The sequence below is a fragment of the Streptosporangium sp. G12 genome, assembly GCF_052983175.1.
The window spans coordinates 221,386-246,548 of record NZ_JBRIQO010000001.1 but is presented as its reverse complement, the minus strand read 5'-3'; the positions used below and the strand labels follow the sequence as shown (position 1 = coordinate 246,548).

General features: G+C 70.8%; 26 protein-coding genes, 1 tRNA gene and 1 pseudogene. 10 read left to right on the top strand and 18 right to left on the bottom strand.

Annotation, left to right across the window (positions count from 1 at the left end):
• Window positions 1-191: 191 nt before the first annotated feature.
• Window positions 192-482, bottom strand: a pseudogene (locus tag ACVCAG_RS01070) (SbtR family transcriptional regulator); the annotation flags it as partial.
• 20 nt (window positions 483-502) lie between these two features.
• Between ACVCAG_RS01070 and ACVCAG_RS01065 the strand changes: the two are divergent.
• A complete protein-coding gene (locus tag ACVCAG_RS01065) occupies window positions 503-856 on the top strand; it encodes an NmrA family NAD(P)-binding protein (protein WP_440082147.1) in 354 nt (117 codons plus the stop codon).
• Window positions 853-1,416, top strand: a complete 564-nt coding sequence (locus ACVCAG_RS01060) for a hypothetical protein (protein WP_440082148.1) — start codon at window positions 853-855, stop codon at window positions 1,414-1,416. The genes ACVCAG_RS01065 and ACVCAG_RS01060 overlap by 4 nt, the downstream gene beginning before the upstream one ends.
• Before the next feature lie 191 nt (window positions 1,417-1,607).
• On the opposite strand, the gene ACVCAG_RS01055 is transcribed toward ACVCAG_RS01060, so the two are convergent.
• From ACVCAG_RS01055 to ACVCAG_RS01040, 4 genes are all read right to left on the bottom strand, one after another.
• Entirely contained in the window at window positions 1,608-2,372 is a 765-nt protein-coding gene (locus ACVCAG_RS01055) for an SDR family NAD(P)-dependent oxidoreductase (protein WP_440082149.1), read from the bottom strand.
• Between the two features lie 21 nt (window positions 2,373-2,393).
• Window positions 2,394-2,834: a MarR family winged helix-turn-helix transcriptional regulator gene (locus ACVCAG_RS01050; protein ID WP_362675992.1), complete on the bottom strand. Its 441-nt coding sequence runs from the start codon at window positions 2,832-2,834 to the stop codon at window positions 2,394-2,396.
• A complete protein-coding gene (locus ACVCAG_RS01045) occupies window positions 2,831-3,400 on the bottom strand; it encodes an NAD(P)H-dependent oxidoreductase (RefSeq protein ID WP_440082150.1) in 570 nt (189 codons plus the stop codon). Before ACVCAG_RS01045 ends, ACVCAG_RS01050 begins: the two co-directional genes overlap by 4 nt.
• A 485-nt stretch (window positions 3,401-3,885) precedes the next feature.
• Window positions 3,886-4,455, bottom strand: a complete 570-nt coding sequence (locus tag ACVCAG_RS01040) for a hemerythrin domain-containing protein (RefSeq protein WP_440082151.1) — start codon at window positions 4,453-4,455, stop codon at window positions 3,886-3,888.
• Window positions 4,456-5,535: 1,080 nt separating this feature from the next.
• Between ACVCAG_RS01040 and ACVCAG_RS01035 the strand changes: the two genes are divergently transcribed.
• Window positions 5,536-5,712: a hypothetical protein gene (locus tag ACVCAG_RS01035; protein WP_440082152.1), complete on the top strand. Its 177-nt coding sequence runs from the start codon at window positions 5,536-5,538 to the stop codon at window positions 5,710-5,712.
• A gap of 306 nt (window positions 5,713-6,018) precedes the next feature.
• Here the strand turns inward: ACVCAG_RS01035 and pruA are convergent, their stop codons facing one another.
• Together pruA and ACVCAG_RS01025 are read right to left on the bottom strand one after the other, a co-directional pair.
• Window positions 6,019-7,644, bottom strand: coding sequence for an L-glutamate gamma-semialdehyde dehydrogenase (gene pruA / locus ACVCAG_RS01030; protein WP_440082153.1), 1,626 nt, complete (start codon window positions 7,642-7,644; stop codon window positions 6,019-6,021).
• Window positions 7,644-8,570, bottom strand: coding sequence for a proline dehydrogenase family protein (locus tag ACVCAG_RS01025; RefSeq protein WP_440082154.1), 927 nt, complete (start codon window positions 8,568-8,570; stop codon window positions 7,644-7,646). Before ACVCAG_RS01025 ends, pruA begins: the two co-directional genes overlap by 1 nt.
• Window positions 8,571-8,664: 94 nt before the next feature.
• Here ACVCAG_RS01025 and ACVCAG_RS01020 point away from each other — a divergent pair, with 94 nt between their 5' ends.
• The gene (locus tag ACVCAG_RS01020; RefSeq protein ID WP_440082155.1) at window positions 8,665-9,735 is read left to right on the top strand and encodes a helix-turn-helix domain-containing protein; all 1,071 of its coding nucleotides are present in this window, start codon (window positions 8,665-8,667) and stop codon (window positions 9,733-9,735) included.
• Between the two features lie 72 nt (window positions 9,736-9,807).
• On the opposite strand, the gene ACVCAG_RS01015 is transcribed toward ACVCAG_RS01020, so the two are convergent.
• Window positions 9,808-10,557 carry a family 16 glycosylhydrolase gene (locus tag ACVCAG_RS01015; RefSeq protein WP_440082156.1) on the bottom strand — a complete coding sequence of 250 codons (750 nt, stop codon included), beginning with the start codon at window positions 10,555-10,557 and terminating at the stop codon, window positions 9,808-9,810.
• A gap of 111 nt (window positions 10,558-10,668) precedes the next feature.
• Between ACVCAG_RS01015 and ACVCAG_RS01010 the strand changes: the two genes are divergently transcribed.
• Window positions 10,669-11,619, top strand: coding sequence for a hypothetical protein (locus ACVCAG_RS01010; RefSeq protein ID WP_440082157.1), 951 nt, complete (start codon window positions 10,669-10,671; stop codon window positions 11,617-11,619).
• Between the two features lie 191 nt (window positions 11,620-11,810).
• On the opposite strand, the gene ACVCAG_RS01005 is transcribed toward ACVCAG_RS01010, so the two are convergent.
• From ACVCAG_RS01005 to ACVCAG_RS00995, 3 genes are all read right to left on the bottom strand, one after another.
• The gene (locus tag ACVCAG_RS01005; RefSeq protein WP_440082158.1) at window positions 11,811-12,965 is read right to left on the bottom strand and encodes a glycosyltransferase; all 1,155 of its coding nucleotides are present in this window, start codon (window positions 12,963-12,965) and stop codon (window positions 11,811-11,813) included.
• A 140-nt stretch (window positions 12,966-13,105) separates the two neighbouring features.
• On the bottom strand, window positions 13,106-14,059 hold the full coding sequence (locus ACVCAG_RS01000; protein ID WP_440082159.1) for an anti-sigma factor RsbA family regulatory protein: 954 nt from the start codon (window positions 14,057-14,059) through the stop codon (window positions 13,106-13,108).
• Between the two features lie 187 nt (window positions 14,060-14,246).
• On the bottom strand, window positions 14,247-16,106 hold the full coding sequence (locus ACVCAG_RS00995) for a SpoIIE family protein phosphatase (protein ID WP_440082160.1): 1,860 nt from the start codon (window positions 16,104-16,106) through the stop codon (window positions 14,247-14,249).
• A 125-nt stretch (window positions 16,107-16,231) separates the two neighbouring features.
• Here ACVCAG_RS00995 and ACVCAG_RS00990 point away from each other — a divergent pair, with 125 nt between their 5' ends.
• Entirely contained in the window at window positions 16,232-16,960 is a 729-nt protein-coding gene (locus ACVCAG_RS00990; RefSeq protein WP_440082161.1) for an ANTAR domain-containing protein, read from the top strand.
• A gap of 91 nt (window positions 16,961-17,051) precedes the next feature.
• Here ACVCAG_RS00990 and ACVCAG_RS00985 read toward each other — a convergent pair whose 3' ends face one another.
• Entirely contained in the window at window positions 17,052-17,423 is a 372-nt protein-coding gene (locus ACVCAG_RS00985; protein WP_329093567.1) for an STAS domain-containing protein, read from the bottom strand.
• 195 nt (window positions 17,424-17,618) lie between these two features.
• Between ACVCAG_RS00985 and ACVCAG_RS00980 the strand changes: the two genes are divergently transcribed.
• Window positions 17,619-18,395 (top strand): SigB/SigF/SigG family RNA polymerase sigma factor, encoded by a 777-nt coding sequence (locus ACVCAG_RS00980; protein WP_362675953.1) that lies wholly within the window; start codon window positions 17,619-17,621, stop codon window positions 18,393-18,395.
• Window positions 18,396-18,469: 74 nt separating this feature from the next.
• The gene (locus ACVCAG_RS00975) at window positions 18,470-18,970 is read left to right on the top strand and encodes an ATP-binding protein (RefSeq protein WP_362675950.1); all 501 of its coding nucleotides are present in this window, start codon (window positions 18,470-18,472) and stop codon (window positions 18,968-18,970) included.
• A gap of 448 nt (window positions 18,971-19,418) precedes the next feature.
• Here ACVCAG_RS00975 and ACVCAG_RS00970 read toward each other — a convergent pair whose 3' ends face one another.
• The 4 genes from ACVCAG_RS00970 to ACVCAG_RS00955 form a co-directional block, all read right to left on the bottom strand.
• Entirely contained in the window at window positions 19,419-19,616 is a 198-nt protein-coding gene (locus ACVCAG_RS00970) for a hypothetical protein (protein ID WP_350967358.1), read from the bottom strand.
• A 2-nt stretch (window positions 19,617-19,618) separates the two neighbouring features.
• Window positions 19,619-20,461, bottom strand: coding sequence for a hypothetical protein (locus ACVCAG_RS00965; protein ID WP_440082162.1), 843 nt, complete (start codon window positions 20,459-20,461; stop codon window positions 19,619-19,621).
• Window positions 20,462-20,467: 6 nt separating this feature from the next.
• A complete protein-coding gene (locus ACVCAG_RS00960) occupies window positions 20,468-21,175 on the bottom strand; it encodes a hypothetical protein (protein WP_440082163.1) in 708 nt (235 codons plus the stop codon).
• 178 nt (window positions 21,176-21,353) lie between these two features.
• A complete protein-coding gene (locus ACVCAG_RS00955) occupies window positions 21,354-21,815 on the bottom strand; it encodes a hypothetical protein (RefSeq protein ID WP_440082164.1) in 462 nt (153 codons plus the stop codon).
• Window positions 21,816-21,925: 110 nt separating this feature from the next.
• Here ACVCAG_RS00955 and ACVCAG_RS00950 point away from each other — a divergent pair.
• A tRNA-Pro gene (locus ACVCAG_RS00950) sits at window positions 21,926-22,002 on the top strand.
• An 83-nt stretch (window positions 22,003-22,085) separates the two neighbouring features.
• Here the strand turns inward: ACVCAG_RS00950 and ACVCAG_RS00945 are convergent.
• A complete protein-coding gene (locus ACVCAG_RS00945; RefSeq protein ID WP_447189315.1) occupies window positions 22,086-22,628 on the bottom strand; it encodes a tyrosine-type recombinase/integrase in 543 nt (180 codons plus the stop codon).
• A gap of 319 nt (window positions 22,629-22,947) precedes the next feature.
• Window positions 22,948-23,754 carry an endonuclease/exonuclease/phosphatase family protein gene (locus ACVCAG_RS00940; RefSeq protein WP_447189314.1) on the bottom strand — a complete coding sequence of 269 codons (807 nt, stop codon included), beginning with the start codon at window positions 23,752-23,754 and terminating at the stop codon, window positions 22,948-22,950.
• A gap of 463 nt (window positions 23,755-24,217) precedes the next feature.
• Here ACVCAG_RS00940 and ACVCAG_RS00935 point away from each other — a divergent pair, with 463 nt between their 5' ends.
• Complete coding sequence (locus ACVCAG_RS00935; protein ID WP_440086289.1) at window positions 24,218-24,697, top strand: hypothetical protein; 480 nt, start codon at window positions 24,218-24,220, stop codon at window positions 24,695-24,697.
• Window positions 24,698-25,163: the final 466 nt, after the last annotated feature.

Genomic DNA, 25,163 nt, shown 5'->3' with positions numbered 1-25,163 from the left:
TTGGCCGACAGGACCGATGCCCGAGCCTCTGGATTCGAGACCCGGGCATCGCTTCGCCGTGAGGCGGTCACTCGGAAAAGCCCGGCGACGTGAGGCCGGGCCGCCGCCTTCCCGTCCGCGGAACGTCAGCCCATGTGCGGGTGGCGGTGGTCGACCGGCGGGACGGCGGTCACCGCATGGCGCATGCGGTCTCACCGCTCGCTGCGGGCGTGAGGTCCTTCATGGGGGCGCACGCCGTCGACGGCGAGTGCGAGCAGTCGGTCGGCCTCGGCTGCTCCCCCGGGTTCCTGTTCGGTGGCCAGCGAGATGGCGCTGACGAGTTTGAGCAGGTCGACGATGGCGACGTCGGGGCGGACGGCGTGCGCCTGGCGAGCACGCTCCAGCAGTTCGCCGCCGGCGTTCACGATCATCGTGTGGCAGGTGGTGCCCAGCGTCGGATCGCCGTCGTGGGCGCCGCGCATCAGCGACGCGGCCAGGCCGCGGTTGTGTTCAGCAGCAGATCATGGTTGTCGACGACGTCGGCGTGTTCGCCGCCCTGGCCTTCGCCCGCCCGGACGAGTGGATCGGCAGGGCGATCGACCTGGCCGGTGACGAGGTGACCCCACGGCGGATCGCCGAGGCCATCGGGGCGGCGATCGGGCGGCCCGTGCCGTACGTTCACCTTCCGATCGAGACGATCCGGCGGGCCGGCGAGGAGTTCGCCTTCGCCTGCGAGTGGCTCAACACGCTCGGCCGGCGGGCCGACATCTCTGCGGCGCGGCGAATCCACCCCGGCCTGATGGATCTGCACACCTGGCTGGAGCGGACCGGCGCCGCTCAGATCGAGGCCTTCTTCGAGGCCCGGCAGGAAGTATGAACGACCATGGACTCGATCTCGGGCGTATCGGGATCTGGGCGGGAGACCTCGGCGGCTACCTGGACGCGATGGACGCCGCCTCGTTCGGGCCGCCCGAGTCGCCGGTCACCCCACGCCGAGTGCTCGCCGCGCTGGGGCCGGAGCTGCTCGCCCTCGCCCGCGAGCGGGCCTGGGGGGCACACCCGCTCGGCATGCCGGTCGAGCACACCAGGACCGCCAGGACCCTGCTCGGTCCGGACGCGCTGCTGGCCGTCACCCAGCTCGTCGTTCTGGACCCGGACCGCTCCGCCACCGCAGGCCTGGCCCGCTCCCACGCCGCCGCGCTCCTTCCCAACCGCCGCGCACTGTTGCGGAACCTGGGGTTCGAGGACGTCGACTCCCTCGACGACCGGCTGGTCGACGCGCTGGTGAGTCGCGGGCCCGCCGATTCCATCGCGCACCGCGTAGAGGAGCATCTGGATGCCGGGGCCGACCACGTGAGTCTTTTCGTCGTCACCGCCACGCCGTCTGCCCCGCCCCTGCGCCAGTGGCGTGAACTCGCCGAACGACTTCTGATCTGACGTCAGTGATGAGCGACGCCCGGGTCTCGAATGCGAGAGCCGGGCATCGCCTTGCCGTGAGGGATCACTCGGGAAAGCCCGGCGACTTGAGGCCGGGCCGCTGTCACCCGCTCTGAGGAACGTCACCCCCGTACGCTCCCCGAACAATCGGCGGGACGGCCGCCTTCTCTGCGGCGTCCGAGGCCGGAGGGTCAGCCTGGGGTGAGGAAGTGGCCGTCGGTCCTGATGGCCTCGCCGGTGGTGTTGGTGTTGGCGGCCGAGCACAGGTAGACGATCATGCGTGCGGCGTCGTCGGGGTGGCTGACGCGCTTGGTCGCGGCGGCCTCGCCCGCCTTGTCGAGCAGGTGCTGCGGCATGGGTTTGTCCGCTGGGGTGAAGCCCGGCATGACGACGTTGGTGAGGATGCCGGCGGAGGCGAGTTCCCTGGACATCACCCGGGTGAGGCCGTGCAGGCCCGCCTTGGCGGCCACGTAGGAGACGTTGCCGGGAAAGCCGTCCTCGACCAGTCCTGTGGAGACGTTGACGATGCGGCCCCATCCGTTCGCCCGCATGTCGGCCAGCACGGCGCGGGCGAGCAGGTAGGGGCCGACCAGGTTCGCGGTCACCGACGTGGTGAAGCGCTCGGGCGGCGCGGTCTCGAACAGCTCGCCCGGCTCGGGCCAGTCCGGCCAGCGGACGGCGTTGTTGACCAGGACGTCGACCGGCCCGAGCCGGTCGCGGGCGTGCGTGACCGCGGCCTGTAGCGAGTCGGGGCGGCCGAGGTCGAGTCGCCAGGCGATCGCCTGGGCTCCGCGCTGTTCGGCCATGGCGACGGTCTCCTCCGCGGCCTGGAGGTTGGTGTGGTAGCCGACGGCGATGTGTGCCTTCTCCTCGGCGAAGGCCAGCGCGGTGGCCCTGCCGATGGCCGTGCTCGCGCCGGTCACCAGGACGACTTTTCCTGCGAGTCCGAGTTCCATGCGTTCTCCCGCGGGTGGTGGTCAGGTGAGGTTGTCGCGGACGGTGTGCAGCAGCCGGATGAGTCGCGCGGCGTCGGCCTCGCCGAGCCCGGCGCTCGCCCGGCTTTCCACCTGCGCCCACGCGGCCACGACGGCGTCGACCACGGCCTCGCCGCGTTCGGTCAGCCGCAACCGGGTCACCCGGCGATCGCCGGGGTCCGGGGCGCGCTCGACGAACCCGGCCCGTTCCATGCGGGTGATCGCTTTGGCGATGGTGGGCTGCTCGATGCCGATGCGCTGGACGAGGTCCGCCTGGGTGGTCTCGGGATTGTGGTGGAGGTCGACGATGAGAAGCTCCTGGCCCAGGTGCAGGCCGAGCTCGGCCATCCGGCGCTGCATCTCGGCGCGGTGCGCCCTGGTGACCTCGGCGAGGGCGTAGCCGATCGGCCCCTGTTCGGCCGCGACCTGCCGCCCGGCGGTCACGCCGGCACCGCCTGCCGGTCATCCGCGACGCGGGCGAGGACGCGCCGCCACAGCCGGGTGATGTCGTGTCGCGCCTCCTCCTCCGTCAGAACCCCGTCGGCGTCGATGTGGCGGTGGGCGAAGCCGACCGCCACATCGAAGTCGGAGAGCACCTCGGCGCCGACCCGCCGCAGCATGTCGCCGAGCTGCAACTGGGCGAAGACTCCGCCGAACCGGTTGGGGGACGCGCTCATCAGCACCACCGGCTTGCCCGCCAGCGGGCGCGGGGGCGCGAGGATCGACAGCCAGTCGACGAGGTCCTTCAGCTGCCCCGGGATGCCGCGGCTCAGCTCCGGCGTCACCAGCAGCAGCACGTCGGCCGTCGCCACGCGCTCGCGCAGGGCGCCGACGGCCTGGGGGAAGGGGCGGTCGCGGGTGGCGTCCAGGCGGGGAACCCGGGCGTGGTCGTCCCACACCTCCACCCGCAACGGGGCGTCCGCCAGCTGCTGCGCGGTTCGAAGGAGGGACCGGTTGTGCGACCCCTCCCGGGTGCTCCCGCAGATCGCCAACACGTCAACTATTTCCATAGTCGGCTATCTTATAGTCGGCTATGTAAATGCCGCAAACCCGCGGTTCCCGGAGCCCGGAGACGGCATTCCCGATCGGCCGGTCGCCATGAGCGGATGGTGGCAGCCTCGACGCGGCCGCGGCCCTGCTGGACGAGGGCGGCGTTCGCCGGAGGAGGTGCCGCACGCGACATCGTCTTCCTCCATCGCTTCCCCACCGGCTGGCCGGTGCGCGGCGCCGACTGCCGGCCCCCGGCTCATCGCCCGCAACAACCCCGCACTGGCCGTCTACCACATGCGTGATCCCGCCCAGGATCGCCCCATGTTGGAAGCGACGGCGTACATGCGGCTCAAGCGGCTACGGCTGGGGCGAATCCACGAGAGGTTCCTGGAAGAACGGCTCGCGCCCGGCGATTCCGGCTGTCGGCGGGACGGCCCGTCGCCTGACCCGATCCATCGCGACCGGATCAGGCGACGGGCCGTCCCCGGTCACGCCGGGGTGGGAGTCAGCCCTTGCCGCGCCCGCTGAGCGCGTCGCGGACGCGGTCGATCAGTCCCGCGCCGGGCGCCAGCAGCTTGTTGGCCGGCGGGGTGTCGGGCGCGGCGGGATGCGGCCGGGTGGGAGCCACTTTCTTGACCGCCGTGACCTTGCCGCCGAGCTCGCGCAGCTCCTCAGGGCCGGCGTGCTGAGCCAGCTTGGGGAACAGCTCACTCTCCTCCTCCTGGATGTGTGCGCGGATGTCGCTCATCAACCGGGTGAGGAGCTCGTCGAAGCGGGCGTCGGCGGTGTCGGTCTGTTCCAGTTCCTTCATCACCTCCTCGGCTTCGGCGTGCTCGGCGATCTCCCGGTCGGCCAGCGCGTCGCCGCCGGGGACGAACCGGCGGGTCGCCGGGTAAACATAGGCCTCCTCGGCGACGGAGTGGCGGACCAGCTCAATGATCACCTTCTCCGTCACGTCCCGGGTGCGTTCGTGGTCGCCGGTGCCGCGCAGCTTCTCCAATTCGGCGAACATCTGCTCCACCTCCCGATGGTCGGTGGTGAGAATGCTGATGACGTCATCACCGTGGTCTGGCATGGATCCTCCCCTTCGCAAGATGCGTGTCCTTCGCCTTACCCACCACCCCGAGGATGAACCGGTGGTCCGTTCCGGCGCGGCCGACGCCGTTCTTCCTGGTGAGCGAGCTGATCACGCCGAGGCGAGACCAGGTCCTCCCTGCCGGAGAAGGCGGTGACGCGGTCCGCGACACGGACTTCGAACGGCGGCGCGTACGGGTGCGGCCGGAGACTTATCGCCCGGAATGAGGTTGCGCACCCGCGGTCCCGTCTCCTCCACCACACCGACCGCATCATGGCGGAATGGGGATTCGACATGCCGGTCCGTGAAATGATCGACACTTATCCAGCCGACGTCGATCTGGACCGCGGCGGGCCGCCGACGCGGTGCGGGTGCCGGCCGGTTGCGCCCAGACGCGCACCGCCTGCGCCGACGAGCGCGCCCAGCACGCGGACATGCACGAGCACCGCCGCGTCCGCGCCGAGTCCCGCCGCCACGCCGGCCGTCAGGCGGAGATCCGGCGTCTGGCGGTGAACCGTGACGAAGTCACCGGTCAGTGGCCGACCGACCTTTATGTCCGCGAGGCGGGTTCTTGCCGGAAAATTGTTTTTTCGAGTCTGGGTAGTTCTGCGGCGAGACAGGAGATGGTGCGGAGCAGCCCGCCGACGGCCTCGGCCTTCGCCTTCCACCCGAGGCGGGGGCGGCCAGCGAGGTGTCGGGGCACCGGACGGCCGGATCGTCCCTAAGTGGCTGTTTATTGGAATACCTAAGAACTAACCCGCACCGTTCGGGGGCAACCCGTCTTCCTGGAGGTGCTCATTGTCGACCCGTCGTCCCGCCGCCGTGTTGTTCGACTGTGACGGAACCCTCGTCGAAGACATTCCCTGCAATTCCGATCTCGCCGAGCGCTGGCTGCGCCGCCCCGGGACGGGACGGACGTGCCCGCCGTCCACGTCGAGCACAACGCCCCGCCGGGAGACGTCCCGCGCACCCGGCACCCGCTGGCCGGCCGCGACGACAGATCGAAGCCATGCTGCTGGGCATGCCCGTGGTGGCGCTGGCCACCACGGAGGCCGTCGAGGCGGTTCCCGCGGAGCGGGAGTGATCTCGACCCGCGTCGACACGCTGGCCGCCGCCTTGGAGGACTTCGCCGCGGACCCGGCCTTGGCGGAACACGTGGGCAAGGCGGCCCGCGCCGCACTCGCCCACTACGGCCTCAGCCGCTTTCTGGCCGACTGGGACGACGTGCTCCGGAAGATCATCCGGGCTGTGAGCTGACCGCGATCGGCTGATCGCATTTCGGTGTTCATCGACGTTCGTCGGCGCCCGCCGTCCGCGGTACGGCGCTCACCGCCGTCATGTGGCGGCCTCGGTGGATCAGCGCGCCGCGCCACCGTCGCGTACGGCGGTTCTGCGGCGCCAATGGGGCCGTGGAGGACGGTTCTGGGCGTGGGCAAGATCGTCCGGGGAGAGAACGGCGACGCCCGGGACTCGGATTCACGAGTCCCGGGCGTCGCCGTCTTCCAGTCGTCCGGGTAGCCGGACTTCCTCAGGCCGGGCTCCTGCCGGCCGGACCGCGGAACGTCAGCCCATGTGCGGGTAGCGGTGGTCGACCGGAGGCACGAAGGTCTCCTTGACGGTCCGGGCGCTGACCCAGCGGGTCAGGTTGAGGATCGACCCGGCCTTGTCGTTGGTCCCCGACGCGCGGCCCCCGCCGAAGGGCTGCTGACCGACGACCGCGCCGGTCGGCTTGTCGTTGATGTAGAAGTTGCCCGCCGCGAAGCGCAGCCGCTCCGACGCCGAGGTGATCGCGTAGCGGTCCCTGGCGATGATCGAGCCGGTCAGCGCGTACGGCGAGACGCTCTCCATCTGGTCCAGGACCGTGTCGAAGTCCGCGTCGTCGTAGACGTGCACGCCGAGGATCGGGCCGAAGTACTCCTTGACGAAGATCTCGTCGGTGGGGTCGGCGGACTCCAGGATGGTCGGCCGCACGAAGTAGCCGGTCGAGTCGTCGTACGAGCCGGTCAGCACGTTGATCGAGTCGAGCGAGCGGGCCCGGTCGATCGCGGCCCTGTTCTTGGCGAACGCCCGCTCGTCGATGACCGCGCCCATGAAGGTCGACAGGTCCGCGGCCACGTCCCCGACGGTGAGCGACTCGGCGGTGCCCACGAGCTCGTCGCGGATCACCGACCAGACCGAGCGCGGCACGTACGCGCGGGAGGCGGCCGAGCACTTCTGCCCCTGGTACTCGAACGCGCCGCGGACCAGCGCGGTGGTGAGCGCCGCGGGGTCGGCCGAGGGGTGGGCGAGCACGAAGTCCTTGCCGCCGGTCTCACCGACCAGGCGCGGGTAGGACCGGTACGAGGCGATGTTGGCGCCGACCGTGGACCACAGGTGCTGGAAGGTCGGCGTGGAGCCGGTGAAGTGGATGGCCGCCAGCTCCGGGTGGGTCGTCGCGACCTCGGAGACGGCCGCGCCGTTGCCGGTCACCATGTTGATGACGCCCGGCGGGAGCCCCGCCTCCTCCAGCAGGCGCATGGTGAAGTGCGCGGAGAACTGCTGGGTGGGGGAGGGCTTCCAGACGACGACGTTGCCCATCAGGGCCGGCGCCGACGGCAGGTTCGCGGCGATGGCGGTGAAGTTGAACGGCGTGATCGCCAGGACGAAGCCCTCCAGCGGCCGGTACTCCATCCGGTTCCACACACCGGGCGAGGAGACCGGCTGGTCGCTGAGCAGCCGGCGCGCGAAGTCCACGTTGAAGCGCAGGAAGTCGATCAGCTCGCAGGCGGCGTCGATCTCCGCCTGCTGCGCGGACTTGGACTGGCCCAGGATCGTCGCGCCGTTCAGCGTCTGCCGGTACGGGCCGGCCAGCAGGTCCGCGGCCCGCAGGAAGATCGCGGCCCGCTCGTCGAACGGCATGGCGCGCCATGCGGGCGCCGCCCCCAGCGCCGCGTCGATCGCCGAGCGCACGTCGTCGGCGTTCGCGTCCGCCGTGCGGCCCAGCACCGAGGCGTGGTTGTGCGGCTGGACCACCTCGATCGAGGCGCCGCCGCCCATCCGCTGCTCGCCGCCGATCGTCATCGTCAGGTCGAGCTGGGCCCCGGCCAGCTCCTTGACGCGGTTCTCCAGCGCCGCGCGCTCGGCGCTGCCGGGCGCGTATCCGAGCACCGGCTCGTTGGACGGGGCGGGAACGGTGGAGATGGCATCCATTACTTGCCTCCAAGGGCACGAAGAAAGAAGGCGACGTTCGCCGGGCGCTCGGCCAGCCGGCGCATGAAGTAGCCGTACCAGTCGTCCCCGTACGGGATGTAGACGCGCACGGTGTGACCCGCTCCCGCCAGGGCCTGCTGCTTGTCGGCCCTGATCCCGTAGAGCATCTGGTACTCGTACTCGCCCTGGGACCTGGCGAACCGGTCGGCGAGCGTCTCGGTGATCGCGATCAACCGGTCGTCGTGCGTCGCCACCATCGGGTAGCCCGCGCCCGACATGAGGATGCGCAGGCAGCGCACGTAGGCCTTGTCGACCTCGTTCTTGCTCTGGTGCGCCACCGAGGCGGGCTCGGCGTAGGCGCCCTTGACCAGGCGCACCCGCGACCCCTCGTACGCCAGGTCACGGCAGTCGGCCTCGCTGCGGAAGAGGTAGGACTGCACGGCGACACCGGTGGAGGGGAAGTCCTCGCGCAACGCCCGCAGGGTCGCGAGCGTCGAGTCGACCGTGGTGTGGTCCTCCATGTCGAGGGTCACGCTCGCCCCGGAGGCGGCGGCCGCCTCGCAGATCTGCAGCGCGTTCTCCAAAGCGATCTTGTCGCCGTCGGCGCCGAGCGCCTGGCCGACCGCGGAGAGTTTCACCGACACCTCGGCCCGGTCCCCGAGCCCGAGCCCGTCCAGCGCGCCGAGCAGCGTGACGTAGGCCCCGGCCGTCTGGGTGGCGGCGGCGGAGTCCCGCGTCTCCTCACCCAGGTGGTCGACGGTGACGGCCAGGCCGGCGGCGGCGAGCCCGCGGATCGCCTCGACCGCCTCCCGGGGCGTCTCGCCCGCGACGAAGCGATCGACGACCTTGCGCGTCAGCGGCACGCCGGAGACCGTGCGCCGCACCAGCGGCAACCGGGATGCGCCGAGAAGGAGAGAACCGAGCATGTTCTCAGCCTAAAACCCCGGCTCGCGCGGCCGTCATGTGCATCTGCCACGATCAATGGGTGGGGCGTTCATACATATGTACGACAATGGTGGGGTGTTGCAGGAGACGGTAGACGAGATCGCCGCCAGGCTGGGCGCCTCGGCCACCCTGGAGGACCGGGCCTTCCAGCTCCTGGCCTACGCCGCGCAGAGCGGCGACATCGACGTGGTGCGCCAGGAGTCCATCCTGCGGCGCCGCGCGACGGACCAGGTGCGCGCCTACTTCGAGGGGTACGGCATCGCCGGGGCCCGCGGGCCGGTCCGCATCCCCGCCGACGCCGACCTGGGCGTGCTCGCGCGGGTGTGCGTGCCGCTGCGGCACCACGAGGTGACCTACGGCTACCTGTGGCTCCTCGACGACGGCACGCTCGGCGACGACGCCCTCGCCTCGGTCGGCGACCTGGTCTCCCGGGCCGCCACCGCCCTGGCGCAGGAGGCCCGCAGCCGCCAGGACCTGGGCGCGAACCTGCGGGAGCTGTTCTCCTCCGACGCCGAGGAACGCTCCCGGGCGCTGTCGCGGCTGGAGGACGTGCGCGGCCCGGTGGCGGCGATCGCCGCCCGCACCTCCCCGGACCGGGTCGCCGCCCTGTGGACGCTCCCGCGCGCCGTGCTCGCCGACCCCGCGTTCCCGGTACGGGGCGAGCCGCTGGTCGCCCTCCTGGTCCCGGCGGGCCAGGCGGAGGAACTGGCCGACCGGATCCAGGGCATGTACGCGACGGTGGTGGGCGTCGGCGCCCCCAGGGAAGAACCCGCGCAGGCCTGGCGAAGCTGGCGGGAGGCCGTGCACGCGCTCGGCGTCGCCGGCCGGGTGCCCGCGCTGGCCCCCGTCGCCACCTGGCCGGGGCTGGGCGTCTACCGGCTGCTCGCCCGGATGTCCCCGGCGGGGCTGCGAGAGCTGGCGGAGGAGATCGCCGGGCTGGGCGAGGACCCGGAGCTGGCCAGGACCGTGGAGGGCTACCTCGACCGCGCCGGCCACGTCCAGGAGACCGCCGGTGCGCTCGGCGTGCACCGCCAGACGCTCTACTACCGGCTGGCCAAGGCGGAACGGCTCACCGGCAGGGATCTGGCCGACGGCGAGGACCGCCTGCTCATCCACCTCGCCCTCAAGGCGGCCCACCTGCTCTGACCCACCGGCCTCACCGGGCTCCCGCCAGACGGCGGCTCAGGCTGTGGCTCAGGCTGTGGCTCAGGCTGTGGCTCAGACAGGGGCCCGGTAGACCTTCACCCAGTCCACGTACATGCTGACCGTCGGGGGAGTGGAGCGGTTGCGGCACGGCGACCACTCGTTGCACGTCACGTCGTTCTGGAGCGTCAGGTGCATGGAGCGGCTCCTCGGCACGTTCGGCCCCCGGTAGTCCCACACCTTCCTGCCGTCCAGCCAGAACGTCAGCCGTCCGGGCAGCCAGTCGACCGCGACCGTGTGCCACCGGGTGAAGTCGGCCCGCATCTGCCGCTGGGCCTGGGGCCGGTCGCCGCGGTGCACGAAGATCCCGCCCGACCTGCGGCTCGGGTCGATGATCTCGGCGAAGTCGACCTCCGCGTACTCCCCGCCGCCCTGGTCGGACGGCCAGAGCAGCGCCACCGGGGTGTAGCCCGCGCCGCGCTCGGCCCGCAGCCGCACCTCCCAGCGCCCGTACCGCTGCGCGCTGCGGGTCGCGATGCCCCCCGACAGGTCCCTGCCGCCGTAGAACCCGCCCTTGAGCCGCAGGACGCCGCCGCCCACGCTCGTGGCCCGCCCGGTGCGCGGGTTGGTCTCGGCGCCGGGGGAGTGGTAGACGACCCACCTGCGGCCGTCGACGCGGGTGCCGTCGAAGTTCTCCACCAGGACCGGGGCGCCCCATCCGGGAGCGGCGGACGGGCTCGCCTGCGCGGACGCGCCCGGCGCGGTCAGCGAGGAGAACGCGAGGGAGGCGGCCAGAACGCCCAGGAACGTGCCACGAATCGACATGGGAACATCAAAGCAACGATCGCACTCCAGTAACAGAGGTATCCCGTTTTCGCATACGCCCCACGGGTTCGGGGGGTGCCGTCCCGGCCCGGCTGTGCCACGATTCCGCACATGGACGACGTTGACGCCGTACGACGGGCGCTGGCCCGGCTGGTGGAGTCCGGTGAGCTCCGCGCCGAGCAGGTGGAGCCGGTCGCCCTCGCCGTCGGCGAGGCGCTGCGCGAGCCGGGAGCGGGAGACCGGGTCAGGTGGAGCGAGATCCTCGCGTACGTCGGCGGGGGGCTCGTCCTGGCCGGCGCCGCGGCCTTCGTCGCCCTGGGCTGGGACCGGATGACCCAGCCGGCGAGGATCACGGTCCTCGCCGTGGTCACGCTCCTGCTGCTCGCGGTGGCCGCGGGACTCGGTGCGGCGGCGCGGTCGGCGACCGGCAGGACGGCCGCCGTGCAGGGCAGGGTCGCCGCCACGCTCGCCGCGCTGGGCTCGGGCACGGCGGCCCTGTGCGCCGGGGTGGCGGTCGACCGCCACGAGGTGCTCGTCGCCGGCGTGGCCGGGCTGGTGGTCGCGGCGGCGGCCTACGCGCTGCTGCCCACCGCGATCGGCCTGCTGGCCTGCGGGGGTTTCGCCCTGCTCACGGTGACCGGCCTGATGGACGCCTCCGCCGGGGAGGGCCCCGGCTGGGGTCTGGCCTACGTCGCGCTGGGCGCGCTCATCCTGGTGGCCGCCCTCGCCGGGCTGCTCGTCCCGCGCGACCTGGGGCTGGGCATGGGCGCCGCCATCGCGATCTTCGGCGGCCAGTGGCCCGTCCTGTGGGACGGAGGCGCCTGGGGATACTGGCTGACCGCGGTGATCGCGCTGGCCTGCCTGGCGCTGTACGGGCGCCGGCGCACCTGGGTGCTGATCGTCAGTGGCGTGGCAGGGCTGACGCTCGCCGTCCCCGAGGCCGTCTGGGACTGGACGGACGGGGCCGTGGGCGGTGCGGTGATCCTGGTCGTGGCCGGGGTCGTCCTGCTGGCCGCCAGCGGTCTCGGCGTCGTCCTGCACCGCCGCGCGACCCGGTCGTAGACGTCGCGGGAGCCGGTCGCGGGACCGTGCGACCCGGTCCCCGGCGTCGAGGGAGCCGGTCGCAGGTGTCACGCGATTCGGTCGTGGGGCCCCGCGCGACCCGGTCACCACGTGTTCCGTACGCGAAAGACCGGAGGCCCTTTTCAGGACCCCCGGTCTCGGAGCGCGGCCCGCGGTGCCGGCCGGCGCGGTCAGCGGGCGGAGCCGGACAGCGCGTTCTCGTAGACGTGGACGAGCTCCTGGCTGATCCGCTCCCACGAGTAGCGGGACCGGGCGCGGTCGGCACCGGCGAAGCCGAGCGCGGTGCGACGGGTCGGGTCGGCGAGCAGCTCGCGGGTCAGGCGGGAGGTCTGCGCCGGGCGGTCGGCGGGCACCAGCAGGCCGGTCACCCCGTCCACCACGGAGTCGAGGTGGGCTCCCACCGCGGAGGCGATGACGGGAACGCCGCAGGCCATGGCCTCCAGCGCCACGACGCCTGCCGGCGCCTCCCTGGGCAGCGAGACGACCACGTCGGCGCTGCGCATCAGCTTGGCGACCGAGGAGTGCGGGATGTGACCGAGAACGGTGATCCGGTCGTCGACGCCGATCTCCTTGGCCAGCAGCATCATGCGGTGCGCGTCGGCGTCGTGCTCCAGGTCGACGGACGCGGGACCACCGGCGATGATCAGCTCGGCCTCGGGGATGCCCTCCAGCGCGCGGATCGCGGTGTGCACGCCCTTGTCGGCCGTGAGCGGGCCGACGTGCAGCAGGCGGGGCCGGGTGCCGCGGGCGGCGGCAGGACCCTGGCGGCGGAACCGCTCGACGTCGACGCCGCACGGGACGACCGAGATGTTGCGGCGCGGCACGCCCAGCCGGATCAGCGAGCTCTCCTCGTCGCCGCACCCGGCGATCACCGCGCTGGCCCGGCGCCCGATGGCCCGCTGCAGCCGGACCTTCTTGGCGTCGCGGGTGTTCTCGCTGCTGAAGGTCTGGGTGAACGGCACGTTGAGACCGTTCGCTCCGGCGATCGCGGCCAGCCCGCCGGTCCAGGAGTGCGCGTGGATGACGTCCGGGCGTTCCTGCCCCCAGCGGTGCATCAGCTGGTCGCCGAGGTCGGACAGGTAGGGCAGGACGCTGTCCTCGGGAAGGTTCTGCGCGGGCCCGGCGGTCAGGTTCTCCAGGGTGACGCCCTGCGACACGCGGACCTTGGACTTCTCCGAGTCGGAGTTCCTCCGGCTGTAGATCGTGACCTTGTGCTCGCGGCCGAGCTCACGGGCGACTGCCATCAGGTGAGCGCGCTGGGCGGCGAGGTCGGACTCGTCCTGGGTGGAGGAGAGAGCCTCGGAGGAGACGAATGCAATGTTCACGGCACACCTCTGGGAGGAGATTAGGCATGGAAAGCCTGTGATTCCTTCAGGGGTGCCTGCGTCTTAGGCACACGTCTGTATGAGGTCAACCATACCCCGATCTCCGCCAAAGCCAAACCCTTGTCAAGGAACCGGGCTCGCTAATAGGACCTGCTCTGCCGCGACTCCTCGGCCCTGGCACTCGGGACGTGCAGCTGGATCACGCATCCGTGCCGGTCATTGTGGATGTCGAGGCGGTCGCACAGCTGCCTGGCGATCCACAGGCCGTCGCCGGGGCCGGCCGCCGAACCCGGCGGGAGAAAGCCCGCGACCGGATCGGCGACACGCCCGCCCCGGCGGTCGACGTGACAGGTGATCGCGCCCAGCCGCTCCCACATCCGCACCGTCACGGGCGGCCCCAGCAGGGCGGCCACCTCGCAGGCGGCGACCGAGAGCAGCTTCGCGCGGTCGTGGCTCAGCCCCATGAAGGACGCGTGGCCGGTGACGAACACCCGCAGGGCGTGGAGCGTCTCCACGTGCGCGGCGGCCGAGTCACCCGGTGGTTCGAGGGGCGGGAAGGAGTCGCACTCGCCGATGAAGTCCGCGGGATCGGCGTACTCGGGGCAGGGCGTCATCGAGACGCCGTCCTCGGAGAGCGTGGGGTGGGTGCGCCGCGCGGTCGCCACCACCCCCGGATCCGCCGTCCTCTCGTCGTACGGGCAGATCATCCACACGTTGGTGGCGCGCAGCAGCAGGTTCAGGCCCGCCTCCATGCGCTGCCAGGCCCGCACGTCGGCGGGCGCGCGTCCGGCCCACACCGGTTCGGCGAGGATCCGCACGTGCCCGCCGCGCGGGGCCTCGGCGCCGCGCCGCTGCCAGTAGCGGTGGAAGGCGGTGGCACGTTCCACCGTCCGGCGGCCCAGGAACGCCGTCTCCGCGTAGTCGACCAGCCGGCCGTCCCTGCCCAGGGCGCCCCCGAGAAGCTCCAGGTTGGCCGAGGTGGTCGCGACCATCACCGGGTCGCCCTTGGCCAGCCCGTCCCGGACGAAGGGCAGCGCCATCGCCAGGAAGCCCCCGTCGGAGCCGTACACCGCGGCCTGGTGGATGGAGGTCATCCGAGCGTCCCGGACCCGGCCAGGCCGGGGAAGGAGGGGCGGGGACGCTCGCCCGGTTCGGTCCGACCCGAAGAGGGCCGATCCTGAAGCGATCCCATACCCCGCCCCACTTCGTCGGACACGGGCGCCGCCGGGCGCGGCCCCTCATCGCTCGGCAGGACCGACGGGTCACACCGAGTTAGTCAAGCTATACGACACGGAGGGCGAGTATCACGATCTCATCCCAAACTCTCCCGCCGGAGAAAGCGTGCCGGTCCTCCTCCACGGTTTTGACGATCTCGGCGGGAGACTGTGCCACGCAGCGCGCCAGCACGTCCGCCAGCCTGGTCTCGCCGTAGGACTCGCCCAGCTCGTTCTGCGAGGCCACCAGGCCGTCGGAGTAGAAGACCAGGGTCTGGCCGGAGGTCAGCGTGACCTCCTCGGTGAACATCTCCGCCTCGGGGGCGATGCCCAGCGGAACACCACCCCCGGCGGTGAACCGCACCCCGCCGTCGGGCAGCAGCAGCGCGGCGGGGTGGTGCCCCGCGCTGGCCAGCCTGATCTTGCGCGCCTTGATGAACCCGGTCACCGCCATCACGAACATGCCGTTGTGCTGGGCGGTCAGGGCCTGGTTCAGCTTGCGCATCACCTCGCCGGGGTCGGTCTCCCAGACGCTGAGCACGCGCAGGCCGTTGCGCACCATGGCGCTGACCGAAGCGGCCTCCTCACCCTTGCCCGCGGCGCCCCCGAGGGCAAACCCCCACCCCTCGCCGGCGCGGAAGACGTCGTAGAACTCGGCGCCGACCGGGCTAGAGCCCGCGTTGTAGATGGCCGCCGCCTCGAATCCCGGGATGTCCGGCAGGCTCCGGGGCACCACGCTGGTACGCAGCGCGTCGGCCGCCCGCGAGCGGGTCTGGAAGCTGCGCCGCGCGCGCAGCGCGAGCCCCAGATGGACGCCGATCTCCTCCATCAGCCCGAGATCGGCCAGCGAGAACGGTTCGCGGTCGCGCAGCCGCACCAGGGTCAGCGAGCCCAGCACGCCCTCCTCGCCGCCGATCGGCACGATCAGCACCGAGGCGGCCCCCATCACCCGCAGCAGCGGCGGGCCGCCGGGGACGTCGCCGAGCAGCCCGTCGTCCTCCAGCATCTCGTGCACCACGCCAGAACCGCCGGTCAGCACGTGCGCGACGGCCGGCGCGGTCAGCGGGTTCATCCCCTCGGCGAGGCGGACCAGCTGGGTCACCGGCTTGTCGCTCGGGCCGAGCACACAGGCCCGCCTGGGCATGCCGTCGCGGACCACGTCGGCGATCACCCAGTCGGCCCACTCGGCGGCCAGCAGCCGGGAGGCCCTGGTGACGGTCACCGGCTGGCGCAGGCTCTCCTCGTCGAGCAGCAGGCGGGTCATCCTGGCCAGCAGCTCCTGCCGGCGCGCCGCGGCCATGACCAGGGTGGCGTCCGAGCGGTCGGCCGGGCCGTGGGGCGGCCCCGCCACCTGCGCCTCCAGCGGCAGGATCATGACCGCGACCATCTCCTGCGGCTCGCCCGGCATCGTGAGCCGGGTGACGGCCAGCTGCACCGTGTGCGCGCGGCCCTGGTGGGCCAGCCGCGTCTGGAGGGTCGCGGTCTGGCCGCCCTGCTGGACCGCCGTCAGGTGCGAGCGGAACGCCGCCCGCCGGGAGACGTCGACGAACAGCGGGAACGAGCGGCCGATCAGGTATCCCGCGGGACTGCCCAGCATCCGGGAGGTCTCGGCGCTGATCCGCCGCACCACCCCCGAGGCGTCCAGCACCACCACCGGGATGGGGAAGGTGCGGAACACCTGCCGCAGCAGCTTGAGCTCCCGCTGCGACCCGCTCTCCCGCTCGCCCGAGCGTTTGGGCGCCTTGCGCAGCTCGCGCACCGAGGCGTCCAGCAGCTCGCGGGCGGTGTCGAGCTCCGCGAGCGCCGCGTCGAGTGTGGACCGGGGGTCGGCGGGGTAGGCGGACTTCGCCTCACGCAGGGAGGAGACCCTGGTGGTCAGCGCGTTCAGCGCCTGCTCCAGGGTCTGAAGGCCAATGGCGTCGGTCAATGCTCGTCCTCGTCAGGGGCCGGAGTGGGCTGGTCCCGTCGTAGACGGTACGCCACCCGGTAGGTCGAATCGATGCGTGGTCGGATAGTGGTTAAGTTAGCGACACAGACAAGGGGAGTCGCGAGATGGACATGGTCACCCCTGTTCTCGCCCGGGACCTCGCGGTCCTTGGCAGGGTCAGCGAGGAAACGTCGACCGAGAGCGTGCTGCGCGGGCTCACGGCCACCCTCGCGGGCGGTGTGCCCGGTTGCGCGGGCGGCTCCGCCGAGCTCTGGCGCCGGGAGCGTATGGTCGTCTCAGCCTCCCACAGCGAGCTCATCGTGCTCCTCGACAGCGAGGAGGAACTCGGCGAGGGCCCCTCGTCCGAGGCCCGCGCCACCGGGCGCCACGTGATCGTCCAGGACGTCCTGCGCGAGCCCCGCTGGCCGGCGTACACCGGTATGGCCGTCCGCTGCGGCGTCCGCTCGGTCCTGGCGATGCCCATCGTCATCGAGCACGCCGTCCTGGTCCTCGGCATGTACGGGGTGCGCCCCGGCGTCTTCGCGGCCAGGAACGTCCCGCCGCTGGCCGAGATGCTCGCCGAGCAGGTGGGGGTGGCCCTCGCCAACATGTGGGACTACGACGAGGTCCGCACCGACGCGGCCCAGATGCAGGAGGCCCTCGCCGGCCGGGCGATCATCGACCAGGCCAAGGGCATCATCATGAAGTCCAGCGGCTGCTCGGCCGAGGCGGCCTTCGACGAGCTGCGCCGCATCTCGCAGCACCACCAGGTGAAGGTCGCCGACCTGGCCAAGCTGCTGGTCGAGGAGCACCAGCGCAACCGCGAGGCGAAGAAAGAGGACAAAGAGGACTGAGGCCCCTGCCGGCGGCCCCCGCCCTCGGTGATCGGTACTTGATCGTCTCGGCCGGCCGGGGCGGTCCCCGGCCGGCCGAGACGATCGGCCGCTAGCCGAAGGCGGCGATCGCGTCGTCGATCGTGTCGTACAGGGGCAGACGCTGGGCCAGGCCGGTGATCCACATCACCTTGGTCTTGGCGTACTCCACTCCGATGAGGGCGAACTTGGCGCCCGCGGTGGTGCTGACCTGCCAGTGGTGGACGATGAGTCCCAGCGCGCGTGAGTCCATGAAGGTCACCCCGCTCAGATCCAGCGCCATGTCGAGACCGTGCTCGCCGGTCTCCGCCGCCAGGTAGTCGGCGAACTGATCCCTCGTCGTCGCGTCCAGCAGACCCGTCACCCGGATCACGTTGATCCCACTGACGAGCGCCGACGTGAGAGTCAGGGCTGCCGATCTCTCGCCGTTCTCCGACACCGTCACTCAGGGCCTCCTCGTGCCATTCGATTAGCAACCTTACTGTTACCTGGGGGCGAGTAATACTCCAGGATTCCGGGCAATAATGGAACCAGAGGTCCAGCAGAGGGCCTCGCCTCGAAAAACAGGTCGAGGCGATGCCGTCTGCCCGGATGTTGCTTCCGCGGTCGGCTCGCCCGACAGTAATACCAGGGAGCAGCAATGTCTGTTCAGGCACTCGCACTCACCGACATGACCGCTGAGGAACTCCTCGCCGAGATGTCCCTGCCTGAGATCTCCGAGTACCGCGCCGAGCGTCTGCGTGAGCGCATCGTCGAGATGCACCGCCACCTCGCCATGGAGATCGCCCGCCGCTACCGCTACCGCGGCGAGCCGCTGGAGGATCTCCTGCAGGCCGCGTACGTGGGGCTGATGAAGGCCATCAACGGCTTCGACCCGACCCTCGGGCACCCCTTCCGCGGCTACGCCGTGGTCACCATGACCGGTGAGGTCAAGCGCCACTTCCGCGACCGCACCTGGGCCATCCGCGTCCCCCGCGTCTACCAGGAGCGCAGGGCCGAGCTGAACCGCCTGGTCTCCGACCTCAGCCAGGACCTCGGCCGAGCCCCCACGGTCGCCGAGCTGGCCAAGAAGATGCACATCTCCGAAGAGGACGTCCTGCTCACCCTCGACGCCTCCGCCGCCTACAGCGCCCTCTCGCTGGACGCCCCGCTCGGCGCCGACGACGACGCCGCCGCGCTGGGCGACGTCATCCCCGACGAGGACGACGCGCTGGGCACGCTCGTGGATCGAGAGGCGGTCAAGCCGCTGATCGACAAGCTGCCGGATCGGGAGAAGAACATCCTCCTGCTGCGTTTCTTCGGCAACATGACCCAGGCCGAGATAGCGGCGGAATTCGGGATCTCCCAGATGCACGTCTCCCGTATCCTGCGGAAGGTGCTTGACCAGCTCCGCGAGGAACTTGTCGCCGAATGCTGAATACACCGCTCGTTACAGGGCACCCAAGTCGGCGACAACGGACGTGGCGTAAGGTGCGTTTGAATGGATCCCGGATGCTGAGGACAACGGCGGACTGGGACAGGGGAGGCGGATCTCGGGTGAACGAGGACGGTGTTCGTCCCGCTCGCTTCACGGCGAGCGGCGGCCGTTCCCCGATGATCCCGGCCGGAGCCGCTGTCGCCGAGCTCGCCTTCTGCCTTCCTGACCTTCCCGACGTGCGCGACTTCGCCTCCGCCCAGGCCGTGCGGAGCGGCATGTCCCAGGAGGGCCTCGCCGACTTCCTGGTGGCGCTGAACGAGGTGGCCACCAACGCGGTCACCCACGGTCACACCACCGCCAAGGCCGTGCTGCGGATGTGGACGGTCGGCCGGACCCTCGTCGTGGAGATCCACGACGAGGGTCAGTGGGACCCCGGACCCAACCCGGGGGAGACACCCCCCGGGCCGCACGCGACCAGCGGCATGGGCCTGTGGGTGGCCCGGATGGTCAGCTCCGACATCAAGTTCGAGACCGGGGCCTCGGGAACGTTCATCACCATGTCGTTCAAGGTCTGAATGTCGTTCGAGGTCTGAACCCGCCGCTCCGGGACACGCCCGGACCCGTGCGGGGATCGTGGGCGGCGCCACGTGGCCACGTGGCGCCGCCCACGATCTTCGCCTTCCTTCCTCCCCTTCGCCGGCGCGAGGCGCGCACATCGCCATCGACGCCGGTTTTCTCATGCCCTGCGCGGGTCCCCGCCGGAAACGCCGGACGGCACCGCCGGGGCTCCGTGCGCCCTCACGTGTCCTTCGCCCGCACCGCCCGCACCGCTCGGCCTGCCCGGCTCCCGGCCTCCCAAGGAACGGGAGGCCGGGCGGACGGACGAACGGGGCGCAGGCGGACGGGCGAATGGGAGGCGGGCGGACGAACGGGAAGGGCCCCGTCCGCGTGGACGAGGCCCTTCCCGTTTCGACAGCCATCCTTGAGGCGGACCTCCCCGGTGCGGGGCCGCCTCCGGAAGGCCTAGCGCCTACGGCGCCAGCCGCCCCCGCCACCGGTGGTGGTCCGCGGGCCGGCCGAGCCGATCCCGGCCTGGTGCAGTGCGAGCAGCAGAAGTCCGAGAAGCAGGAAGCCGGTCCCGGTGAGCGGGCCGAGCCTGGTGTTGATCAGGTCAAGCAGGAATCCAAGGCCGAACACGACGGCGGCGGCGATTGCGAGCATGGTTACCTCGTTCCAGCGGAGACGTTCAGGAGCTGTTCCAGAGTCGCCCGGTAGTCGCGCAGAGCGGTCCGGAGGTCTTCGGTGTCGTTCTTCTCGGTGTTCTTCCAGCGCCCCTGGAGCTCGGTGGCCCGGGTCTCCAGCGCGTTCCGCAGGGAACTCGTGACCTCGTCGAGCAGGGAGTCGGCCCGTTCCACCGCGTCACGCGGGTCGTCCACGAAACCGGCCTGAACCTCCTGCCAGCGCCGCCGTACGTCGTCGGCGTCCTGATCGAACAGGGCCCCGGCAGTGGCGGGCGCGGTGGCGGCGGGCGTCTGCTCGGTCTCCGTGGGGGTGAAGCCCGTACCCTCGTCGAGCACGTCGTCCGGCCGGTCCGCGGTGTTCTCGGGGAAACCGGGGGTCACCGGGGAGCCCGTGCCGGGCACCGTGGCGTCGTGCGCGGCGGTGCCGGCCACCGGCGTGCCCGGGGTCGCGGCGGAGGACTGGGCGTGGGCGAACGGGCTGTCGTTCCTGCCGTCGTCGTTGAGATCACCCGGCACGCCGCGCCGGTCGTCGTCGAGCGGGGCGTCCGAACCGGTGGTGACGCGCCGGTCGTCGCTCGATTCGACGACGAGGACGTCGTCGCGGTCACCGATCAGGGGGTCGCGCGTACCGGTGTCCGGGTCGACGGGCGCGGTGTCCGTGCGGCCGGCGTCGCCGTGGCGCGGCTCCTGGAACTCGGGGGTCACGTCCTGCCCGTGCCGCGGCGCGTTCAGATCGTCCTCGTCGAACTTGCGGACCGCCCGGTCGTCGTTCTCGTCCGCCTTGTGGACCAGCTGGTCCTTATCGGGATTGAATCGGTCGTTCATCTCGGTTCACCGTCCTTGGGTGTCGCGTCGGGAGGCTCGCCCGGCGTCGTCGGTGGTCTCGGGCTCGGGGGAATTCGCCCCTGGGACGTCCCGATCGGTGGGAACCGTGGAACCCGTCCGCCCTGAGTCCCCGCCGACGGCCTCGGCCCGCCGGGAACCCCGGTCGCCGTCGGCCGAACTGCCGGGGGCATCGAGCAGTTCCTCGAACAGGGCGCGGTAGTGAACCATGGCCTGCCGGAGTTCCTCGGTGGAGGCCTCCTTGTGCGCGGCCCGGGTGCTGATCTCGTGAGCCTGCCGGTAGTGGTCGAGAGTGCGGCCGTGCGCGACCGACAGGTCGGAGAGCCGCTGCTCGAAGTCCTCGGTCGGGTAGCCGCGCTCCGCCATCACGGAGGTGACCAGGTGGTCGGCCTCCGTCACCGCGAAGCCGGGAGCGTCCACGAACCGCTCCTGGACCTCCATCCACTTCTTCGCGTAGATCTCGCGCGTCCCGGCGTCCAGGGCGCGGATGTCGAGGGAGCTGAAGCGCTGCTCGCGAGCGATGAGTTCCTGCTCGGCGTCGCGCCTGTTCTCGCGCTCCTGAACGGTACGTTCGTATTCGGGGCCGAAGCGGTCGCGAAGCCGGTGTCGGCGCTGCTGCTGCAGCACGAAATAGCCGACTGCGACGATCGCCACCACCGCGACCACGACGACGGCCACCCAGATCACGGTGGACATGTCTGCCTCCGGTTGTGTAGGCGCTTGTACCCGTGCGCTGCCCTAGGGTCAAGGCTCGAAACCGGTTACCGACATCTGCGGCGTGCCACTACTCGGTCTGGATTTAATGTTTTACCGAGATTTTTCGGGTAGTTACTGATCTTTTGTTGAGCCTTCGATCACGGCCCCGCACTCGTGCTCACTCCTTCGCGTGATCCTCGACGCCGCCGGAGGCTCCGGCGGCGTCGATCGCCTTCCGGGCCTCGTTCACCATCCTTTCGACCAGCCAATCCCCGGGAGAGGCGGGAACCTCGAGGAACCCCCTGCCGGACTCGTACGAGATGTCCATGCCGGAGGCGACCAGCCGTCCGGCCCAGCGCAGCGCCGTGTTCAGCTTCTCGGCGGGAATCGCCCGCCCCTGCGCCACGGACGAGAGATTGCGCAGGTTCGTCGCGGGCCCGGACTGGTTGTGCGCCCGGTCCAGCTTCCACGGGATGGCCCGCGAGTGATCGAGCATCGGCTTCGAGAGCCCGGCCGCCCGCTTCGCCTGCAAGATCCCGGACTCGCTCACCCCGAACCGCGCGGCCAGCTCCGCGTTCGACAACCCCTGCCCGGCCAGTCGCCGCAGCTCCTCCTGGTCGATCAACGCCTTACGCCCCACGTGCCCTCGCCCTTCGCGCGATCGCCTGCCCTCGCGGGCGTCGCCGTGTGCGAAGCCCCCTCGATCTGCGCTAAGGTTATGACGTCCCGCCCGAGAGGGCGCCGGACAACCGGGACGTAGCGCAGCTTGGTAGCGCACTTGACTGGGGGTCAAGGGGTCGCAGGTTCAAATCCTGTCGTCCCGACCAGGTTTTAGCTGGTCGGCAGGGGTTTCGGAGTCTCTCCGGAGCCCCTTTTCCGATCTTCGGGAGCCAGACGGGGAGCCGCTGGGTCACGCGGACCGGCTCTGCCTTTTCAGGATCTTGTCCATGGCCTGGGCGCCCTTGGTGAGCGCGGGCCTGATCTCGTGACGGTAGGCCGTCTCGGTCACGTGCGTGCTGACGTGGCCCACGAGATCGCTGATGTCCTCCACCGGCACGTCGTGCGCGCTCAGGATGGACACGAAACTGTGGCGGAGTTCGCGAGGCGTCCAGTCCTCGCCGAGTCCCGCCAACATGGTGATCTTCTGGAACTCCCGGCGCACCTGCCACCGGTCGAGCGCCGTGCCGTCCTCACGGCAGAAGACGAGATCGTGATCCTGCCACTTCTCGCCCGCCTGAAGCCGCTCAACAGCTTGGCGCCGATGATGCGCCCTGAGCGCTTCGGCTGCCTTCTTGGGCAGCTTCAGGGCCCGCCTGGATCGCTTGGTCTTCGTGTCACCCTTGGCCCGCACGGCGCGGTACACGGCGACCGTGAACCGCGCCGGGTTGTGCGGAGACCAGCGACTCCACCGGACCCGGGGCAGACCATCTCCAGCAATCCCGGCGCGGTTCACCTGATGGTGAGCTGACAGAGGTGGAGAGGCACATCCTGGCCCCGCGGGTGAAGGAGCTTGAGCAGCGCCTGCAATCGTGGGATCTCCTGCGAGTCGTTCGGCACATCGAGGTTGTGGCCGGCCTGAGGTGAGATAGGCCGAGTTCGGCGCGGAAGATGTCTCCACCACCTCCGGTGGGTTCAGTGCACGAGCTTTCCGGTTGAGGAGCCCATGACGTTCCGGACACGAGGTTCCCGGGTGACGAACTGAGCGACAACGACGTTCCGGGTGGGGGGGTTGGTAGATCCGGGAACGTCGGGTGGGGAGGCCGGCGTCGGCGTCAGTAGCGCAGGTCCGCCAGGACGCCGTAGTGGTCGGAGGGCACCACGTCGCCGACGGGCTCCTCGCCGATCACCTCGCAGTGCACCGGATGGCCCGCGCCGCCCCGGCGCGGCCAGGCCGACAGCACGTGGTCGATCCTGCGGTCCGGCCACAGCGCCGGCGCCGCCCACGGGTTGTTTCTGGCCCAGGTGTACCCGCCGGCCGGGCCGTTTCCCGCGGTCTCCCAGGCGTCGTGGAACACCAGGCCGGGTGCGGCCGGAACGGACTTGCCGGTCAGCATGCGCAGCTCGTCACTGTCGGGGTCGGCGTTGAAGTCGCCGCACAACACCGTCGGGTGCCGGCGCTGCCGCGTCTCGGCGACGAAGGCGGCCACCTCGCGCACCTGCCGCTGGCGCTCGCCGCTGTGCTCGGGCCGCCAGGTCAGTGCCACCACGTAGACGTGCACGACGCCGCGCGGGCCTTCGATCCCGGCGTACAGCACCTGGCCTCCGGCGTCCGGGCCACCGGTCAGCTCGCGCGACTCGTGCGCGCCGATCGGCCAGCGCGACAGGACGGCCAGGCCGGAGCGCACGCCCTCGGTCTCGTAGGCGCCCTCGAACACGTGGTACGGCATCCCGAGCCGTGCGTCCTGGCCGTCCCACGCCTCCACCAGCCCCACCACGTCGGGGGCGTGCCGCTCCAGGGTGGCGCGGATCGCGGTCTCGCGACGCTTCCACGGGCCGTACCTGCCCCACACGTTCCAGGTGACGAGCCGGAACGTCGTCGTGATGAGCGGCCCGTAGGGCTCGGCGATGTCGTAGGCCATCCGTATCCTCCCGCACCGTTTCGGTCTGACGGCGAAGATCCCATCCTCGGGGAGCGGTCCCTCGGCCTACAACCGGTCGCGAGTTCGTCCGTGGACGCGCGTACCGCGCTTATGTGCGGACGTGCGCGTGACATGGACGATTACCCGCTGTCGGGAATCAGGCGGGGCACGTCGGCTTCTCTGTCGCCGGTCCGCTGCCGCTCTGCGGTGGTTCAATGGCAGATGGGATGGATAAGCAGGATGTTGTGTGACATTCCTGATATCTGATGTCGGATTTGGTTCGTATACCTGCCCGGATGAACCCATTCCTCGAAAGGCTGGAACGGGCAAGCGCCTGGAGTGGAGATTGTGGTTGTCGATGCCGGCCGATCAGGGCCCGTGTGCCCGTTCGCGGATGAACTGAGTAGTTCGACGAGGCTCACGTACTCTGTCGGCCGGCCCGTTCGAGACGGATGCTGCTGCCATGACACGCGAACTGATGGGGATGGCTCTCGGCGCCATCACCGCGGGACCTGTCGTGGTCTCGCTGCTCGAGCCGACGAACGCCCTCGGAAACTCCATCAGAGGTTCCTGGTGCGCCGTGGGGTGGGACGGGTTCCACTGCTCACTCGCCGTCACCGTACTGACGATGGCTGGTCTCGGCGCGATCGGCGCGGTTCTGGACGGCGCCGTTCCGTGGGCGCTCAAGGTGCCGGGATGGTGCGGCATCGCGCTGTGGTCGATTCCCTTCACCGGTTGCGGAGCCGTGTTCCTCGGGCCGCTGCTCGACTGGATTCCGCGGTGGCTGTTCGCCGTCGTCCTGTACCTGCTCGGCAACAGCGTGTTCTTCCTGACCGTCGAGGTGTGGCGAGCCCACTGGAGTCTGCGGGCGGCGGCATTCCTCGCCGTACTCGTGTTGGTGCTGCCGGCGGGCCGATGGGCGCTCCAGCTCGTCCAGGCGTAGTTCCGGTGGTTCACCGGCGGTGTCGTGCGCGGCGTCGGCCCTTCCCGTGTCTCGGGGACCACGAGGATACGAGGTATGCGGGTTTCACCCGGATGGCGGCTTGGAGTCCTTGGGCCGCGAGGTTCGGTCCTTGTGCGCGAGGTCGGCGTCGCGCATGGATTCGGGCAGGGAGCCGAACCATTCGAGCACGGCGCGTTCGTATCCCAGGCCGAATCGCAGGGTCGCCCGCAGGTAGGGGGCGGGGATGTCGAACGAAGCTCGTCATGAACGAGCCGCACGGCCGGCTCGGCCGGCGTCAGCTCCACATGATCTCGACGCCGTACGAAATGATCCTTTTCTCGCCATTGGTGTGGGCATGTTAGGAAAGGAGGTTGTTCCGCCACCGCTTCGGCATGTCAGGCGTTCACATGTGCGCGGCGTTCGAAAACTGTATGGTCGGCGTGTTTGGCGAGTGTCGTAAATCTTA

Coding starts and splice junctions, on each gene's coding strand:
- ACVCAG_RS01065 (WP_440082147.1), top strand. CDS start 503: ATGGTTGTCGACGACGTCGGCGTGTTCGCCGCCCTGGCCTTCGCCCGC.
- ACVCAG_RS01060 (WP_440082148.1), top strand. CDS start 853: ATGAACGACCATGGACTCGATCTCGGGCGTATCGGGATCTGGGCGGGA.
- ACVCAG_RS01055 (WP_440082149.1), bottom strand. CDS start 2,372: ATGGAACTCGGACTCGCAGGAAAAGTCGTCCTGGTGACCGGCGCGAGC.
- ACVCAG_RS01045 (WP_440082150.1), bottom strand. CDS start 3,400: ATGGAAATAGTTGACGTGTTGGCGATCTGCGGGAGCACCCGGGAGGGG.
- ACVCAG_RS01040 (WP_440082151.1), bottom strand. CDS start 4,455: ATGCCAGACCACGGTGATGACGTCATCAGCATTCTCACCACCGACCAT.
- pruA (WP_440082153.1), bottom strand. CDS start 7,644: ATGGATGCCATCTCCACCGTTCCCGCCCCGTCCAACGAGCCGGTGCTC.
- ACVCAG_RS01025 (WP_440082154.1), bottom strand. CDS start 8,570: ATGCTCGGTTCTCTCCTTCTCGGCGCATCCCGGTTGCCGCTGGTGCGG.
- ACVCAG_RS01015 (WP_440082156.1), bottom strand. CDS start 10,557: ATGTCGATTCGTGGCACGTTCCTGGGCGTTCTGGCCGCCTCCCTCGCG.
- ACVCAG_RS01010 (WP_440082157.1), top strand. CDS start 10,669: ATGGACGACGTTGACGCCGTACGACGGGCGCTGGCCCGGCTGGTGGAG.
- ACVCAG_RS01000 (WP_440082159.1), bottom strand. CDS start 14,059: ATGACCTCCATCCACCAGGCCGCGGTGTACGGCTCCGACGGGGGCTTC.
- ACVCAG_RS00990 (WP_440082161.1), top strand. CDS start 16,232: ATGGACATGGTCACCCCTGTTCTCGCCCGGGACCTCGCGGTCCTTGGC.
- ACVCAG_RS00980 (WP_362675953.1), top strand. CDS start 17,619: ATGTCTGTTCAGGCACTCGCACTCACCGACATGACCGCTGAGGAACTC.
- ACVCAG_RS00975 (WP_362675950.1), top strand. CDS start 18,470: ATGCTGAGGACAACGGCGGACTGGGACAGGGGAGGCGGATCTCGGGTG.
- ACVCAG_RS00970 (WP_350967358.1), bottom strand. CDS start 19,616: ATGCTCGCAATCGCCGCCGCCGTCGTGTTCGGCCTTGGATTCCTGCTT.
- ACVCAG_RS00965 (WP_440082162.1), bottom strand. CDS start 20,461: ATGAACGACCGATTCAATCCCGATAAGGACCAGCTGGTCCACAAGGCG.
- ACVCAG_RS00960 (WP_440082163.1), bottom strand. CDS start 21,175: ATGTCCACCGTGATCTGGGTGGCCGTCGTCGTGGTCGCGGTGGTGGCG.
- ACVCAG_RS00940 (WP_447189314.1), bottom strand. CDS start 23,754: ATGGCCTACGACATCGCCGAGCCCTACGGGCCGCTCATCACGACGACG.
- ACVCAG_RS00935 (WP_440086289.1), top strand. CDS start 24,218: ATGACACGCGAACTGATGGGGATGGCTCTCGGCGCCATCACCGCGGGA.